Source organism: Magnetospirillum aberrantis SpK, assembly GCF_011022235.1.
Lineage (GTDB): Bacteria > Pseudomonadota > Alphaproteobacteria > Rhodospirillales > Magnetospirillaceae > Magnetospirillum > Magnetospirillum aberrantis.
In genome coordinates this window covers 122,360-137,004 of sequence record NZ_JAAIYP010000042.1, presented here as the reverse complement: position 1 = coordinate 137,004, position 14,645 = coordinate 122,360, and the positions used below count along the sequence as shown (strand labels likewise).

The following is a 14,645-nucleotide window of genomic DNA, read 5'->3' as shown; positions in this document are numbered from 1 at the left end:
ACAAATCAACACTGATGGCCGTTAGTATTACATCCCCGGCGTCACGAAGGAATTAGGGGCCGGGCTGATCTCGCGCGGGCCCGAGGCGGTGATCTGACGCACCGCCAAGGCCCGTTCCGAGGTGCCGTCGGGCGACAGCCGGAACACCCCGTCAACGCCGGCGAAGCCCACCGGATTGGTCAGCGATTGCGGGGAATAGTCGCCCATGGCCTGGCGCGCCAGGATGGCCGCCAGCGCCGTGGCGTCATAGGCGATCGAGGCGATGCCGCCGACGCGGCCGGGCAGGGCGCCAAAGGCCCGGCCATAGCGCGCCTCGAAATCCTGGTGCGCGGCGGCCGGCGCCGCCGGATAGACGCCGCCTTGCAGCGACGGTTCGTTGGACAGGCGCGGGTCGTCCCACAGCAAGGTGCCCAGGAACGCCACCTTGGCCGGGTCGGCGTCGAAATAGGTGACCAGCGACGCCAGTTGCCGCAGCCGCGAACCGTCGTCGGGAATCAGCACCGCGTCGAACGGCACCGGGCCGGTGGCCTGGTTGGTTTCGTTGCCCTTGCCCCGGCCGCGCTGGTCGGCATCGGTGAGGCGCCGCACCGCGCTGGTCAGATCGGCGGCATGAGGGTCGTAATATTCCACCTTGACCACCCGGCCGCCCTGGGCCGGCACGGCGGCGCGGAAGGCGTCGGCGACGGCACGGCCGTAATCGTCGGAACGCGCCAACAGGGCGAAGCGTTCCTTGCCCTGAGCTCGGGCATAGCCGATCACGCGGTTGACCTGTGATCCCGGCAGGAAGCCCAAAGTATAGACGCCGTCGCCGAGAACGGTGCGGTCGGTGGTGAAGGCCAGCACCGGCAGGCCATGTTCGCGCGCCAGCGGCGCCACCGCCTTGACCTCGGGCGAGAACAGCGGACCGAGCACGATGTCGGCGCCCTGGGCCACCGCCTGCTGGGCGGCGGCGGCGGCGCCTTCGGCGGTGCCCTTGGTGTCCAACGGAATCAGGTTGAAGCGTTCGTCGGCCACCTCGAACAACGCCAGCTGCGCGGCGTTGGACATGGCCTGGCCCAACCCGGCCTGCGGCCCCGACAGCGGCACCAGCAACGCGGCCCGCACCTCGTCCTTGTCGGCCAGACGGGTGCCATAGGCCGACATGGCGCCGCCGCCGAAAGCCGGCGCCACCGGTTCGACGGTCACCGGCACCTGGGGCGCGGCGGGCAGGGGAGCCGGCGGCACCACCTGGGGCCGAACCTCTTGTGACACCGGTGCCGGCTTGGTTCCGGCCATCCACGGTGGTAAGTCTGCTTGCTGACATCCGCTTACCAACAAGGCAGCGATCAATGGCAAGGCCGCGACAAGACGCACCGGAAGCCTCCAACGAACGGGGAAACGAAGGCCCCGAGGGTAGACTGCCCCGCCGGGGAAGTAAACCGGCGCCGGGTCTTTATCTGGTCGCCACCCCCATCGGCAACATGGGCGACATCACCTATCGCGCGGTCGAGGTACTGGCCGCCGCCGATCTGGTGGCGTGCGAGGACAGCCGGGTCACCGGCAAGCTGATGACCCGGCTGGGCCTGGACCGGCCGCTGGTCCCCTATCACGAGCACAATGCCGAACAGGCCCGGCCGCGACTGCTCGCCCGGCTCAAGGACGGGGCGGTGGTGGCGCTGGTGTCCGACGCCGGCACGCCTTTGGTGTCCGATCCCGGTTATCGGCTGGTGCGGGCCTGTGTCGCCGAAGACATCCCGGTCACCGCCCTGCCCGGCGCCTCGGCGCCGCTGACCGCGCTGCAATTGTCGGGCTTGCCCAACGACCGTTTCCTGTTCGCCGGCTTCCTGCCCAACAAGGCGCATGCCCGCCGTCAGGCGTTGCGCGAACTGGCAATGGTGCCGGCGACGCTGGTGTTCTTCGAATCACCCAACCGCCTGGGCGAGTCGCTGGCCGACATGGAGGCGGTGTTGGGCAACCGGCCGGCGGCGGTGGCCCGCGAACTGACCAAGCTGCACGAAGAGGTGGCGCGCGACACCTTGTTCGCCCTGGCCAACCGCTATGCCGACGCACCGCCCAAGGGCGAGGTGGTGGTGGTGGTCGGTCCGCCCGACGCCGATGCCGACGTCTCGCCCGAGGACATGGACACCCGGCTTTTGGCCGAGATGGCCGCCGGGGCCAGCGTCAAGGACGCCGCCGCCCTGATCGCCGCCGAAACCGGCCACCCCCGCCGCGAGATCTATGCCCGGGCCTTGAAGCTGGCCCGCGCCGGCCAGACCGCCGGCCAGACCGAATGAACCGGCGGGCGAAGCGCGGCCGCCGCGCCGAGACGCTGGCGGCATGGCTGTTGCGGCTCAAGGGATACCGGGTACTGGCCCGCGGCTTCGCCATCGGGCGCGGGCGCGGGGCGGGCGAGGTGGACCTGATCGTCCGGCGCGGGGCGGTGCTGGCCCTGGTCGAGGTCAAGGCGCGGGCCAGCCTGGAAAATGCCGCCGCCGCCATCACCCCCAGTCAACAGGAGCGCTATCGCCGTGCCGCCCAGGCGTTCCTGGCCGGCCGAAGCGACTTGGCCGGGTGCGCCGTGCGCTTCGACGTGGTGTTGGTGGCGCCGGGGCGGTTTCCTCGCCACATTTCCGACGCATGGCGCATGGAAGCTTGAGGCACCCACGGTGCCGCCGCTACAGTCAAGGGCGCCCATCCCGCGTTCGAACCCGAGGATCCCATGGCTAAGATGCTTCGACCCGCCGTCACCACCGCCTTCGTTCTTGCCGTCGCCGGATTGCTGTCGGGCTGTGCCGGCATGGTGATCGGCGCCGGCGCCACCACCGCCACCGCCGCTTCCGAGGAACGCGGCCTGGAAGGCGCGGTCGACGACGTGAAGATCCGCGCCGAGATCAACCACCTGTGGTTCCAGAAAGATGTCGACATGTACCGTCAGGTCACCTTGACCATCAAGGAAGGCCGCGTGCTGTTGACCGGAACGGTACCCACCCCCGATGCCCGCGTCGAGGCGGTGCGGCTGGCCTGGCAACCGGCCGGCGTGCGCGAGGTGATCAACGAGATCAAGATCGACAGCGGCGATTCGGGTTTCGGCGATTACGCCCGCGATGTCGCCATCTCGCAGAAGATGAAGACGGCCCTTTTGTTCGACAAGGAAATCCGCAACATCAACTACACCGTCGACGTCAACGAGGCGGTGATCTATCTGATGGGTATCGCCCAAAGCGACGCCGAGTTGGAACGGGTGCTGGCCTATGCCCGCGACATTTCCGGCGTGCGCGGCGTGGTCAATTACGTGCGGCTGAAGAACGACCCGCGCCGCAACGGTTCCTGAGCCCCATCCCCCCACCCGCCCCCGGCCGAAGGAGAATCGCGGTGAGCCTTGCCGTCGCCATCCAGATGGACCCCATCGAGACCGTCAACATCAACGCCGATTCCACCTTCGCCCTGGCCCTCGAGGGCCAGCGCCGGGGCCACGCGCTGTTTCATTATCTGCCCAGCGCCCTGGCGCTGAAGAACGGCCGGGTGTTCGCCCGCGTGCGGCCGTTGGCGGTCCGGCGCGAACCGGGCAACCATTTCACCTTGGGCGACGAACAGCTGGTCGATCTGGCCACCATGGACGTGGTGCTGATGCGCCAGGACCCGCCCTTCGACATGGCCTATATCACCGCCACCCATCTGTTGGAACACATCCACCCCAAGACCCTGGTGGTGAATGATCCGGTTCATGTGCGCAACGCCCCGGAAAAGCTGTTGGTGACCCATTTCGAAGGCTTGATGCCGCCGACCCTGATCACCGCCGACCGCCAGCAGGTTCTGGAATTCCGCAAGGAATACAAGGACATCGTGCTTAAGCCGCTGTTCGGCAACGGCGGCGCCGGGGTGTTTCACGTCACCCCCGACGACGAGAACCTGAACTCGCTTTTGGAATTGTTCACCCAGCTTTACCGCGAGCCGGTGATCGTTCAGGCCTATCTGCCCGAGGTGCGGCTGGGCGACAAGCGTATCATCCTGGTGGACGGCAAGGCGGCCGGCGCCGTCAACCGCGTCCCGGCCAGCGGCGAGGCACGGTCCAACATGCATGTGGGCGGCCAAGCCATGAAGGCCAAGCTGACGGCGCGCGACCGCGAAATCTGCGACGCCATCGGCCCGACCTTGCGCGAGCGGGGCCTGGTGTTCGTCGGCATCGACGTCATCGGCAACTATCTTACCGAGATCAACGTCACCTCGCCCACCGGTATCCAGGAAATCGACCGCTTCGACGACGTCTGCATCGAGGCCCAGATTTGGGACGCCATCGAATTGCGCCGCGCCGCCTTCGAGCGGGTGCCGACAGCGTAACACGCTGTTTCCAAACAATATTTCTTACAAGGGGACGGCTTTCCACCGTCTCCTTTTTCTTTTTCCGAGCAACGCCGCCCCGCTTCAACTACGATTGACGTTAGTTTGACAACTTCCACCGAAGTTAGTGGCTCTGGCCTGTTGCGACGATGAAACATCGTCGCCGACGCAATTCCATATTTCTACATTATCCACGGCATGTTTCTATGATGCGCGATAATTAAAACATAAAATTTTCGCTATTTGTGGCGAAACACCATGACGGGTGAGCCGCCATCTTCATACCGGGAGAACCGCGACGCTTTTGTGTGCCTTGTCAGCCCCATCGTCCCTGTGCGTTCAGAACGGTAACAAAATGTCGGCGAGCACCGGGTCCAGCGCCGGACGCGGCACCCCCAGACGCAACACCAACCACCCCACCACGATCAGGGCGGCACTCAGCCTGGCCCGCGAGCGCCAAAAAATATGGTTGGCGAAAAAGCGTTCGCGAAGGCGTGCCGGCCCCCATGCCCGCACGGCGCCATGACCTGCGGCAACCACCGCCAAAACCACCGGACAAATCCAACCCAAAGCGAAACAGGCCAGCAAAACCGCCAGTCCCAAGGCCACCGCCACCAATCCGTCAAAGATACTCCAACGATCACGACCGACCGAGACCATCCAGGCATGGTTCGACAAATAGAGGGTTTCGCTCGCGACCATCAGCATCAGCAATCCTTTCACCATGCCGCCAGCACTCCGTAACGATCCCTCCGCCAGCAGGCCAGGGGGGACAACCAAAATCTGTGAGTTCCCTTGATTGTTGTCGTTCTTGTCCTTGCCCGCAAACATGCTTTCGATCGAATATCCGGCCATTCCACTTTCCATCAGGGAAAACGGACATGAAGATTCTGACCGTCCTGGCCCTCTGCGTGGCCGCCCTGGCCGGCTGCCGCACCACCGACGACCACTGGCGCGGGGCGGCGGAAAGGGGGAAATTGCCGGCCGACTGGCTGACCCCGGATCATTACCGCTGCCTCAAGGCCTTTCACATGCACCAAACCCTGACCCAGGATTACGGTGCCGTGATCGCCGCCTGCCGGTCTCCGGCGGCGGCGGAATGGGCGCCGGCACAGACCGCGCTGGCGCTGGCAAGCCTGTCGGCGGCCGTCGGCGGTTCCCCCCTGCCGGCGGGGGCCTTGACGCCGGACGACGCCTTCGCCGCCCTGCGTGCCGCCGCCATGGCCGGCGAGACGGTCGCCCTCAGCACCTATGGCGGGCTGTTGGGCGGCGAGGAAGGGCGCCGGCTGGTCCGTCGGGCCGCCGAACAAGGTATTTTGCACGGCGCCACCTGGATGGCGACCAACGGCGGTGCCCCCATCACCACCGAAAGCCAACGCGAGGACGCCTATTGGGCCAGCTATCTGATCGAGTTGGCCGGCGTGGTCCGGGGCGATTCGATCCGGCAACGGTTCGAAAGTGGACCCGAGCAACTGCCGACGACGACCCGCCAGCGTCTGGCCGCCGACGCCCGTTCCGTGCGCATGGGACCGGCGGCGGCCACGCCCGTGGCGCCCGGCATCACCTTCGACGTCGAGGACGCGGTAAGCGAACGCGCACCGCTCAAGGACCGCGACGGTAAGCCCGTGGTTTTCCTGCGCGTGCTCGACCCGCGCCAAAGCAACCCGCTGAACCGGGGACTGGCGCGAATCCTGGCCGACGATCCCGAGGTCGAACGCGCCGTCCGCGCCCATATGGCCAAGTCGCCCTGGCTGACGAGATAGATTCTCTCCAACTTTCCGCCGCCAGGGCTTGTCGAAACCTGTTCTTTTGGTCGAGCATCCGCTCTGTTCACCGTCCATTGGGGGAAGACGGAGATGAAACTGCGCACGACCGGGGCTGTCCTGGCCCTTGTGGTGACGCTGGCCGCGCCGATGCCGGCGACGGCCAAGGACATCGTGCCGTTGCGCCGCGGCTTTTACGTCCGCGCCGACGTGTCCTGCGACCGTGCTTCGAAGGCGACGCTGACCCTGTTCACCGGCAAGGCGTTCGGCGCCCAGTGCAAGGCCGAGGACGTCGCTGTCGTCAAACCGGCCAAGGGCGCCAGAATGCTGGAGACGCAGGTCGGCCAGACCTGCCGCGACAGCGGCTATGTCAGCCGCGACACCCGGTTGTACCGCATCGCCAACGACCATGAATTCGTGGTCGCCATCGCCGACCAGGAAATTCCCTATCGCCTGTGCCCGCAGGATGAGTTGCCGCCGCCGTGGTCGGCCGAGGATTTGTCGGCCCTGCAACGCTGCGCCGACCTGGAGTGATACCGTCGCGTCTTGTTGGTTGTGGTCGCCCCGGCTATCCTCTCGAAAAATATGACGGAGCGTACCATGCCGCGCTGGATTCGCCTGACCGCCCTGTGGGGCAACGGTATCGTCACCGCCTTGTGGCTGCTGGTTTCCGTGGTGGCGCTCAGCCGCAACGGCCAAGCCGCCTTGCTCACGGTCGCCGGAGCGGCGTTGGGGGCCTTCAACCTCTATGTCATCGCCAAGGCCGCCCACCTGCTGTCGGAAGAGGAATGGCTGAAAGGAGAAGTCCGCAAGGCCGAGCTGCGGCAGCAACTGGCCCGTCTGCGGGCGGAAGAACTGGCCGGCGCCCCGCCGCAGAGCGCGGCCCCCCTGTCCCTGCCCCGCCCATCCTCCGACCACCCCTGAGGCCATGACCGCCCACGCCCCCACCATCGCCTTCGCCGGCATCGAGTGCGTGCCCACCTCAGGTCCACGGAAAATTTAGATGCTGAATGCTCGACATGCGCTTTTGCTGTTCAGTCTTGCGATTGCCGGGTGCCAAACGGCGAATGAAAGTCAGGGGACCAGTCTGGGAACCGTGCCTCAATCGTGGCTGGACGGTCCGAACTACAGATGCATGCGAGCCCATCACCTGGGTCAGATTCTGCCCAATCGCAACCACCAAATTGTTGAAGAATGCCAAGACCCGGCAGGAAAAGATTGGGCCCCGGCACAAACCGCTTTGGCACTGGCCCTTCCGCTCAACACACAAATAAATAGAAGTGATCAGGCGAACGAATTGCTGCGCAAAGCTGTCGCCGCCGGCGAACCTCTTGCCATGAGTATTTATGGTGCTGAAATTCGCGGCGATGAGGGCCGGCGTTTAGTCAAGAGAAGTGCCGAACTTGGCGTTATCAAAGGCGCCGCCTATCTGCACATCGCCACGTCAGGTCGCTATGAAACGCAACAGGATGACGAAGACGCATATTGGGTAAGCTACATATTGGAACAGTCACTTTCACAACCGTTCAGGGGAACCCGCTCTCAATACGAATCTGGTCGCCATGTTCTTTCTTCAGAGGTGCGTCAGCGCTTAAAAGATGATGCCATGTCAATTCATCTTGGTGAAGCCGCCGCAACCCCGGTTTCTCCGCGAATCAATTCAGAGATAAAGTTTGCATTCTTAGATAAGAATAAAATAAGGAACAGTTCTGCATATCATATGCATGAACATCTCGAAAAGAGAGCCAACCAGACCAACCGAAATTTTGCCCGCATCCTCACGGAGGACCCAATGGTCGCGGAAGAACTCCGCGCTTATTTCACCTCGAAGGCACCAGAATGACCGCCCACGCCCCCACCATCGCCTTTGCCGGCATCGACTGCCTGGACATCGACGTTCAAGTGCAGATTTCCAGCGGCTTCGTCGGCTTCACCATCGTCGGCCTGCCCGACAAGGCGGTGGCGGAAAGCCGCGAGCGGGTGCGCGCCGCCTTCAATTCCCTGGGGCTGGCGCTGCCGCCCAAACGCATCACCGTCAATCTGGCCCCCGCCGACCTGTTGAAGGAAGGCAGCCATTTCGACCTGCCCATCGCACTGGGGCTGTTGGCCGCCATGGGGGTGTTGCCGGCCGACGAGGTGGCGGGATACCTGTCCTTGGGCGAATTGGGGCTGGACGGCTCGATCGCGCCGGTGGCCGGGGTGTTGCCTGCCGCCATCGCCGCCAACGCCGCCGACAGGGGTCTGATCTGTCCGGGCGCTCAGGGGTCCGAGGCGGCATGGGCCGGCGACCTGGAAATCCTGGCGGCGCCCCATCTGTTGGCGTTGATCAACCATTTCAAGGGCACCCAGGTTTTGGCCCGGCCCGAGCCCCGGCTGGCCGAGGCCGAGCCGTCGTCCCTGGACCTCAAGGACATCAAAGGCCAGGAAAGCGCCAAGCGGGCGCTGGAAGTGGCGGCGGCCGGCGGTCACAACCTGCTGATGATCGGCCCGCCGGGATCGGGCAAATCCATGCTGGCGGCCCGCCTGCCCGGCCTGTTGCCGTCGCTGTCGCCGGCCGAGGCGTTGGAAGTCAGCATGATCCATTCGGTGGCCGGGCAACTGGCCGAGGGCCGTCTGCTCAGCCGCCGGCCGTTCCGCGACCCCCATCATTCCGCTTCCACACCGTCCTTGGTGGGCGGCGGGCAGCGCGCCCGGCCGGGCGAGATCTCGCTGGCCCATCTTGGCGTGCTGTTCCTGGACGAACTGCCGGAATTCCAGCGCGGCGCCCTGGAGGCGTTGCGTCAGCCGCTGGAAACCGGCCGAGCCAGCGTGGCGCGAGCCAACGCCCACGTCACCTATCCCGCCCGCGTGCAATTGGTGGCGGCGATGAACCCGTGCCGCTGCGGCTATCTGGGCGACCCGGCGCTGGCCTGCACCAAGGCGCCGAAATGCGGCGCCGACTACCAGTCCAAGATCAGCGGCCCGATGTTCGACCGCATCGACCTGCATGTGGACGTGCCGGCGGTGTCTCCCGCCGATTTGTCGTTGCCGCCGCCGGCCGAGGGCTCGGCCGAGGTGGCGGCCCGCGTCGCCGCCGCCCGCACCCGTCAGTTGGAACGCTTCGCCCGCCTGTGCCCGGAGCGGAACATCCGCTGCAACGCCGAGGCCGACGGCCAGTTGCTGGACGAGATCGCCACCCCCGACGCCCAGGGCCAGACCCTGCTGAGCGAGGCCGCCGAACGCATGCGGCTGTCGGGGCGCGGCTATCACCGGGTGTTGCGGGTGGCGCGCACCCTGGCCGACCTTGACCACAGCGACACGATCAACCGCCTTCATGTGGCCGAAGCCTTGGGTTATCGCCGGATCATGCCCGGCCGTTCGCTATAATTTATGGCTTGATAGATTATATCTTACGGTTATGTGCGGCCTTCTCGGGTGAACGCCCGTTGCACACGGGACAGTGAATTGCGCACAGTTCCGTTCCATGACCAGCGCCTGTTCATCCGGCCGTGCCTGCCATGCCATTTCCAACGTCGTCCTTGACGTGGCGACGGCGCTGCTGCGCGAGCACGCCGACAAGAACGGCATGTTGCGGCTGGCCGACGCCGAACGCATCCTGGCGCTGATCGGGCGCGGCACCATGTCGCTGGATGGCGCCTTCAAGGTGCAGCAGGAACGATGCCAAATCGTTCACAGCCGGCCCAAGGGCAATGTGGGGGCGCGCTCCAACCCGTTCCAGCGCTTGATGGTGCGGCCCTTCGAAAGCCTGTTGGCCGGCGACACCGCGGTGTTTCCCCGCCCCTATCTGGTCAATTATTTCGTGTTCGTCGAACGCGCCCTGGCCGACGACCATGCCCCCATCGACCAGGATTGCCGGGCCATCATCCAGGCGTTGCTGGTGGTTTACGGCAACAACCTGACCTGGGACCATTTCTACTCCGACCCGCGCACGCTGCGGCTGTTGCATCGGGCCTTACGCATCCTGGTCCACACCCTGTGCACCCAAGAGGGCACCCGGCTGTGGAACGGCCTGTTGTCGCGGCCGGTGGCCGGACAGCCGCCCTTGCCGCCGGAACGGATCGAGCAGGTGCGTAACCTGTTGCTGGAAACCCATCGCGGCCTGTCGGCGGCCTGATACTCGTTTCAGAAATTCCCGACCTTTGGTCGGAAATTTCTTTTTGTCCCTCGCCGGGCGTGGCCCTCCGGCCACTTGGCCGCGCCCGCAATGGGCGCAAACCGGTTCCGCGAATCGGAAATTCGCGGAACCGGCCTGATATCAAATCTCGACAAGCCCGACACCGGGACTTGGCATCAATCGGCGATATCCACCAGAACCGGCACGTGGTCGGACGGCTGGGTCCAGGCGCGGGCGTCGCGCAGCACCTCGGCCCCCTTCAGGCGATCTTGCAGCGTCGGCGTCACCCACACATGGTCCAGCCGGCGGCCGCGGTCGTTCCTGGTCCAGTCGGGCGAGCGATAGCTCCACCAGCTGAACAAACGTTCCTCTGGCGGAATGATGTGCCGCACGGCATCGATGAACGGCACCGACGCCTGCATCCTGGTCAACAGCTCGACCTCGACCGGGGTATGGCTGACCACCCCCAGCAATTGCTTGTGCGACCACACGTCGGTTTCCAGGGGGGCGATGTTGAAATCGCCGGCCAGGATCACCGGACGGTCGGCCGTGTATTGGGTGGCGTAAAGCGTGGTCAGTTCGCGCACGAAATCCAGCTTGTGGGCGAACTTGTCGTTGACCGCCGGATCGGGCACGTCGCCGCCGGCGGGGATGTACAGGCATTGCACCTCGATCCCGTCCACCTCGGCGACCAGATGGCGGCAATCGGCCTTGTCGCATCGCAACGGCCTGGCTACCGCCGTCAACGGCCGCTTGGACAGGATGGCGACGCCGTTGTAGCCCTTCATGCCGTGAAAGGCGAGATGGGGAAAGCCCAAGGCGCGGCAATCGTCGGCGGGAAACAGCTCATCGACGACCTTGGTTTCCTGAAGGCAGATCACGTCGGGCCGCAGCCGTTCCACCACCTGGGCCAACAGGCCGAAACGCAGACGGACGGAATTGATGTTCCAGGTGACAAGACGCACGGCGACCACCCCTTGATGCAGGCCCTTGACGCAGGACGGCGCCGTCTTAGCACACGCAGGACGGAGAGCACGACGAAAATGGGCGCCCGGTCAGGGGGGAAAACCGGGCGCCCGTGCTCTGGTGCAGAGCGTGGGGTCGGCAGGGGAGACCACCCCACCGGCCGGGAGCATGGCGGGAACCACGCGATCCGGCCGTTCTGATTCCTACATGGGGTGGCGTGCATCCCGCCGCCACTACACAAAAGTATGAATCACCCCTCGCGCAGGTGCGGCTTGTCGAAATTGGGGTTCTTGAACTCGAACAGCTTGGGATCGAGCTTGATCCCGGTTTGCGCCTCGAACAGCGAGACCGAGGTGACCGCCCCCTGGGCGTCCTTGACCCGCCATTGCCGCAACGCGAACGGACTTTCCGAGAACACCAGGGTCAGTTCGCCGGCCTCGGGTTCCTCGGCCTCCACCAGACTGACGTTGAGCACGCCGGGCAGCCGCACCACCCGCGTCACGCTGACGTCGCCGCCGGTCAGGCGCACGTTCTCGCGCACCAGCACCCCGGCCGGGGTCGAGCCCAGGGGGATATAGCTGGGTTCCCCCAGTTCCTGGTCATGGACGATCAGAAAGGTGCCGTCGGCCACCACCAGCATGGGATTGGGCGGATCGTACTGAAGCCGCATCCTGCCCGGCCGCGACAGATAGGCGGTGCCTTCGGCCTGGGCGCCGTTCTCGGCGGTTTGCAGGAATCGCGCCTTCAGCGTGGTGATGGCGTTCAGGTAATCCTCGGCCCGCGCCACGTCGGCCTTGTCGCGCTCGGACAAGATCGCGGCGGCGCGTTTGGGCGCGGCCAGCGCCGCAAGCGGCAGGGCGCCGGCCAGGACGGCGCCGGAAACGGCGGCAAGCAGGCGGCGGCGGGACAGGGACGGCATGAACGACCTCTTGGGGTTCGGTAGAAACAGGAAATTACACCGGTTCCGCGAATTTCCGACTCACGGAACCGGTTTGCGGGGAGTACCCGTCAATCGTGGCGAAAATCGGTATCGGTCAATAATCCTCGTTGGTGCGGCGTACCAGAACCTCGCGCTTGCCCACATGGTTGGCCTTGCCGACCACACCTTCGTTCTCCATGCGCTCCATCAGCCGGGCCGCGCGGTTGTAGCCGATCTGGAGCTGGCGCTGGATGAAGCTGGTCGAGGCCTTGCCCTCGCGCGCCACCAGGGCCACCGCCTGGTCGTAAAGGTCGTCGCCGGATGAACCACCACCGGCACCGCCGGCCATGGAATCCATCATCTCCTCTTCCTCGGTCACCGCCTCGACGTAATTGGGTTCGCCCTGGTAACGCAGGTGTTCGACCACCTTCTCCACTTCCTGGTCGGACACGAAGGGGCCATGAACGCGGGTGATGCGGCCGCCGGCCGCCATGTACAGCATGTCGCCCTGACCCAGCAATTGTTCGGCGCCCTGTTCGCCCAGGATGGTTCGGCTGTCGATCTTGCTGGTGACCTGGAACGAGATACGGGTGGGGAAATTGGCCTTGATGGTGCCGGTGATGACGTCCACCGACGGACGCTGGGTCGCCATGATCAGATGGATGCCGGCGGCGCGGGCCATCTGGGCCAGACGCTGCACCGCCGCCTCGATGTCCTTGCCGGCCACCAGCATCAGGTCGGCCATCTCGTCGACGATGACCACGATGAACGGCAGCGGCGTCAGCTCCAGCAGCTGATCCTCATAGACCGGTTTACCGGTGTCGGGATCGAAACCGGTCTGAACCGTGCGGGTCAGCTGTTCGCCGCGATCGCGCGCTTCGAGCAGACGCTGGTTGTAGCCGGCGATATTGCGCACCCCAAGCTGGCTCATGGCGCGGTAGCGGTCTTCCATCTCGCGCACCGCCCATTTCAGGGCCACCACCGCCTTGCCCGGCTCGGTGACCACCGGGGCCAACAGATGGGGAATGCCGTCATAGACCGACAGTTCCAGCATCTTGGGGTCGATCATGATCAGCCGGCATTCGTCGGGCGTCAGACGATACAGCAACGACAGGATCATGGTGTTGACCGCCACCGACTTGCCCGAGCCGGTGGTGCCGGCGATCAGAAGGTGCGGCATGCGCGCCAGATCGACCATCACCGGGGCGCCGCCGATATCCTTGCCCAGCACCAAGGTCAGCTTGGCCGGCGCCTTCTCGAAGGCTTCCGAGGCCAGAAGCTCGCGCAGGTAGACCACCTCGCGCCGGCTGTTGGGCAATTCGATGCCGATGACCGAACGGCCGGGAATGGTGGCGATGCGCACGGACAGGGCGCTCATGGAGCGCGCGATGTCGTCGGCCAGACCGATGACCCGGCTGGTCTTGGTGCCCGGCGCCGGTTCCAGTTCGTAAAGGGTCACCACCGGGCCGGGGCGGACCTTCACCACCTTGCCGTTGACGCCGAAATCCTCGAGCACGTTTTCCAGCATGCGGGCGTTCTGGGTCAGGGCGTCCTGGCTGAATTGGGTGCGGTTCTGGTCGGGTGGCGGCGCCAAAAGGGTCAGGGGCGGCAGCTCGTAGCCGATCCCTTGCGGTTCGCCCAGGTCCAAGGTGCCTTGGCGTGCCGCCTTTTCGCGCTTGCCGGCAGCCGGCGGCGGCCGCTTGGGCTGCACCAACGCGCCGGGCGGCGGCGTTTGGGCCGCTTCGTCGTCGTCATCCGGGATGGGATCGGGAGAAAAGGGCGAGGGTTCGTCGTCGTCCTCGTCCATTTCGGCGGAAGCTTCCGGCGGGCGACGAGACGGGGTGCTGATCCGTACCTCGCCGGCCCCCATCACCGCGGCGCGGCGGAATACCGGGGTATCGCCCATGCGCTGGCGCAACGCCCCCGCCGCCTGACCGGTGGCCACCGCCACCTCGATGGAGCGGCGCCCGGCACGGCTCAGCCCAGCCCAGTCCGAGGGCGACAGACCCAGCGAGAACACCCACCCCCCAAGCCCGAGCACCGCCGCGCCCAACCACACGATCCAACCAAGGTCGGGCGGCAGCAGACCGGCCAGGGCCTTGGCCGTCACCGAACCCAAGGCGCCACCGGCACCGGCGCTCAGGCTGGCGGTGTGAAGCGGCAGCGCGGAAAAGGCCACCGACAGCGCCAGCACCGACAGCGGCAACAGCGCCACCCGCAATCCCCACAGCCGGGGCGGATACGCCCGCACCGCCAACGATCCGCCCCAGATCGCCGTCGCCAGCAACCCGAGAATGGCGCTCAGGCCGAAGAACTGGCACAAAAGATCGGCCAGGGTAGCGCCGAACGTCCCCAGCGCATTGTTGACCGGCCCGGAAACGGCGGCGTTGAACGAAGGGTCGCCGGGATCGACGGTCGCCAGGGCCACCGCCGCCACCAGCACCGCCGCCGCCAGCACGATGCCGCCCAGACGCACCAGGAACCGCCGCATGGCGTCGGCGGCGCCTTGCGGCAGGAAACGGGGGCGGGGTGCGGCTTTGCGGGCGAGGGCCATGTCTCCCCTTTC

At 65.8% G+C, this 14,645-nt stretch carries 15 protein-coding genes; 10 read left to right on the top strand and 5 right to left on the bottom strand.

The window, feature by feature from the left end; translation table 11 throughout:
- Positions 1 to 27: 27 nt before the first annotated feature.
- Positions 28 to 1,275 (bottom strand): penicillin-binding protein activator, encoded by a 1,248-nt coding sequence (locus tag G4223_RS16300; RefSeq protein ID WP_163681926.1) that lies wholly within the window; start codon positions 1,273 to 1,275, stop codon positions 28 to 30.
- Positions 1,276 to 1,328: 53 nt separating this feature from the next.
- Between G4223_RS16300 and rsmI the strand changes: the two genes are divergently transcribed.
- The 4 genes from rsmI to gshB all read left to right on the top strand — a co-directional run bounded on the left by rsmI (position 1,329) and on the right by gshB (position 4,317).
- On the top strand, positions 1,329 to 2,273 hold the full coding sequence (rsmI, locus tag G4223_RS16295) for a 16S rRNA (cytidine(1402)-2'-O)-methyltransferase (RefSeq protein WP_163681924.1): 945 nt from the start codon (positions 1,329 to 1,331) through the stop codon (positions 2,271 to 2,273).
- Entirely contained in the window at positions 2,270 to 2,635 is a 366-nt protein-coding gene (locus G4223_RS16290) for a YraN family protein (protein ID WP_163681922.1), read from the top strand. Before rsmI ends, G4223_RS16290 begins: the two co-directional genes overlap by 4 nt.
- Positions 2,636 to 2,698: 63 nt before the next feature.
- Positions 2,699 to 3,310, top strand: a complete 612-nt coding sequence (locus G4223_RS16285) for a BON domain-containing protein (protein WP_241004165.1) — start codon at positions 2,699 to 2,701, stop codon at positions 3,308 to 3,310.
- Positions 3,311 to 3,351: 41 nt separating this feature from the next.
- A complete protein-coding gene (gshB, locus tag G4223_RS16280) occupies positions 3,352 to 4,317 on the top strand; it encodes a glutathione synthase (RefSeq protein WP_163681920.1) in 966 nt (321 codons plus the stop codon).
- A 339-nt stretch (positions 4,318 to 4,656) separates the two neighbouring features.
- Here gshB and G4223_RS16275 read toward each other — a convergent pair whose 3' ends face one another.
- Positions 4,657 to 5,025, bottom strand: a complete 369-nt coding sequence (locus tag G4223_RS16275) for a hypothetical protein (protein ID WP_163681918.1) — start codon at positions 5,023 to 5,025, stop codon at positions 4,657 to 4,659.
- Between the two features lie 173 nt (positions 5,026 to 5,198).
- Here G4223_RS16275 and G4223_RS16270 point away from each other — a divergent pair, with 173 nt between their 5' ends.
- From G4223_RS16270 to G4223_RS16245, 6 genes are all read left to right on the top strand, one after another.
- Positions 5,199 to 6,080, top strand: coding sequence for a hypothetical protein (locus G4223_RS16270; protein ID WP_163681917.1), 882 nt, complete (start codon positions 5,199 to 5,201; stop codon positions 6,078 to 6,080).
- A gap of 93 nt (positions 6,081 to 6,173) precedes the next feature.
- On the top strand, positions 6,174 to 6,614 hold the full coding sequence (locus G4223_RS16265) for a hypothetical protein (protein ID WP_163681915.1): 441 nt from the start codon (positions 6,174 to 6,176) through the stop codon (positions 6,612 to 6,614).
- Positions 6,615 to 6,680: 66 nt separating this feature from the next.
- The gene (locus tag G4223_RS16260; protein ID WP_163681913.1) at positions 6,681 to 7,004 is read left to right on the top strand and encodes a hypothetical protein; all 324 of its coding nucleotides are present in this window, start codon (positions 6,681 to 6,683) and stop codon (positions 7,002 to 7,004) included.
- A 79-nt stretch (positions 7,005 to 7,083) separates the two neighbouring features.
- Positions 7,084 to 7,923: a hypothetical protein gene (locus G4223_RS16255; protein WP_163681912.1), complete on the top strand. Its 840-nt coding sequence runs from the start codon at positions 7,084 to 7,086 to the stop codon at positions 7,921 to 7,923.
- The gene (locus G4223_RS16250; RefSeq protein ID WP_163681910.1) at positions 7,920 to 9,446 is read left to right on the top strand and encodes a YifB family Mg chelatase-like AAA ATPase; all 1,527 of its coding nucleotides are present in this window, start codon (positions 7,920 to 7,922) and stop codon (positions 9,444 to 9,446) included. The genes G4223_RS16255 and G4223_RS16250 overlap by 4 nt, the downstream gene beginning before the upstream one ends.
- A 97-nt stretch (positions 9,447 to 9,543) precedes the next feature.
- Positions 9,544 to 10,194, top strand: coding sequence for a hypothetical protein (locus tag G4223_RS16245; protein WP_163681908.1), 651 nt, complete (start codon positions 9,544 to 9,546; stop codon positions 10,192 to 10,194).
- A 176-nt stretch (positions 10,195 to 10,370) separates the two neighbouring features.
- Here G4223_RS16245 and xth read toward each other — a convergent pair whose 3' ends face one another.
- The 3 genes from xth to G4223_RS16230 all read right to left on the bottom strand — a co-directional run bounded on the left by xth (position 10,371) and on the right by G4223_RS16230 (position 14,633).
- The gene (xth, locus tag G4223_RS16240) at positions 10,371 to 11,159 is read right to left on the bottom strand and encodes an exodeoxyribonuclease III (protein WP_163681906.1); all 789 of its coding nucleotides are present in this window, start codon (positions 11,157 to 11,159) and stop codon (positions 10,371 to 10,373) included.
- A 251-nt stretch (positions 11,160 to 11,410) separates the two neighbouring features.
- The gene (locus G4223_RS16235) at positions 11,411 to 12,079 is read right to left on the bottom strand and encodes a LolA family protein (RefSeq protein WP_163681904.1); all 669 of its coding nucleotides are present in this window, start codon (positions 12,077 to 12,079) and stop codon (positions 11,411 to 11,413) included.
- A gap of 115 nt (positions 12,080 to 12,194) precedes the next feature.
- Positions 12,195 to 14,633, bottom strand: coding sequence for a DNA translocase FtsK (locus G4223_RS16230; RefSeq protein ID WP_163681902.1), 2,439 nt, complete (start codon positions 14,631 to 14,633; stop codon positions 12,195 to 12,197).
- Positions 14,634 to 14,645 lie beyond the last annotated feature (12 nt).

Excerpts from the sequence above, each read along its gene's own strand:
- G4223_RS16300 (WP_163681926.1), bottom strand. The coding sequence starts at position 1,275 with ATGGCCGGAACCAAGCCGGCACCGGTGTCACAAGAGGTTCGGCCCCAG.
- rsmI (WP_163681924.1), top strand. The coding sequence starts at position 1,329 with ATGGCAAGGCCGCGACAAGACGCACCGGAAGCCTCCAACGAACGGGGA.
- G4223_RS16290 (WP_163681922.1), top strand. The coding sequence starts at position 2,270 with ATGAACCGGCGGGCGAAGCGCGGCCGCCGCGCCGAGACGCTGGCGGCA.
- G4223_RS16285 (WP_241004165.1), top strand. The coding sequence starts at position 2,699 with ATGGCTAAGATGCTTCGACCCGCCGTCACCACCGCCTTCGTTCTTGCC.
- G4223_RS16275 (WP_163681918.1), bottom strand. The coding sequence starts at position 5,025 with ATGCTGATGGTCGCGAGCGAAACCCTCTATTTGTCGAACCATGCCTGG.
- G4223_RS16270 (WP_163681917.1), top strand. The coding sequence starts at position 5,199 with ATGAAGATTCTGACCGTCCTGGCCCTCTGCGTGGCCGCCCTGGCCGGC.
- G4223_RS16265 (WP_163681915.1), top strand. The coding sequence starts at position 6,174 with ATGAAACTGCGCACGACCGGGGCTGTCCTGGCCCTTGTGGTGACGCTG.
- G4223_RS16260 (WP_163681913.1), top strand. The coding sequence starts at position 6,681 with ATGCCGCGCTGGATTCGCCTGACCGCCCTGTGGGGCAACGGTATCGTC.
- G4223_RS16255 (WP_163681912.1), top strand. The coding sequence starts at position 7,084 with ATGCTGAATGCTCGACATGCGCTTTTGCTGTTCAGTCTTGCGATTGCC.
- G4223_RS16250 (WP_163681910.1), top strand. The coding sequence starts at position 7,920 with ATGACCGCCCACGCCCCCACCATCGCCTTTGCCGGCATCGACTGCCTG.
- G4223_RS16245 (WP_163681908.1), top strand. The coding sequence starts at position 9,544 with ATGACCAGCGCCTGTTCATCCGGCCGTGCCTGCCATGCCATTTCCAAC.
- G4223_RS16235 (WP_163681904.1), bottom strand. The coding sequence starts at position 12,079 with ATGCCGTCCCTGTCCCGCCGCCGCCTGCTTGCCGCCGTTTCCGGCGCC.
- G4223_RS16230 (WP_163681902.1), bottom strand. The coding sequence starts at position 14,633 with ATGGCCCTCGCCCGCAAAGCCGCACCCCGCCCCCGTTTCCTGCCGCAA.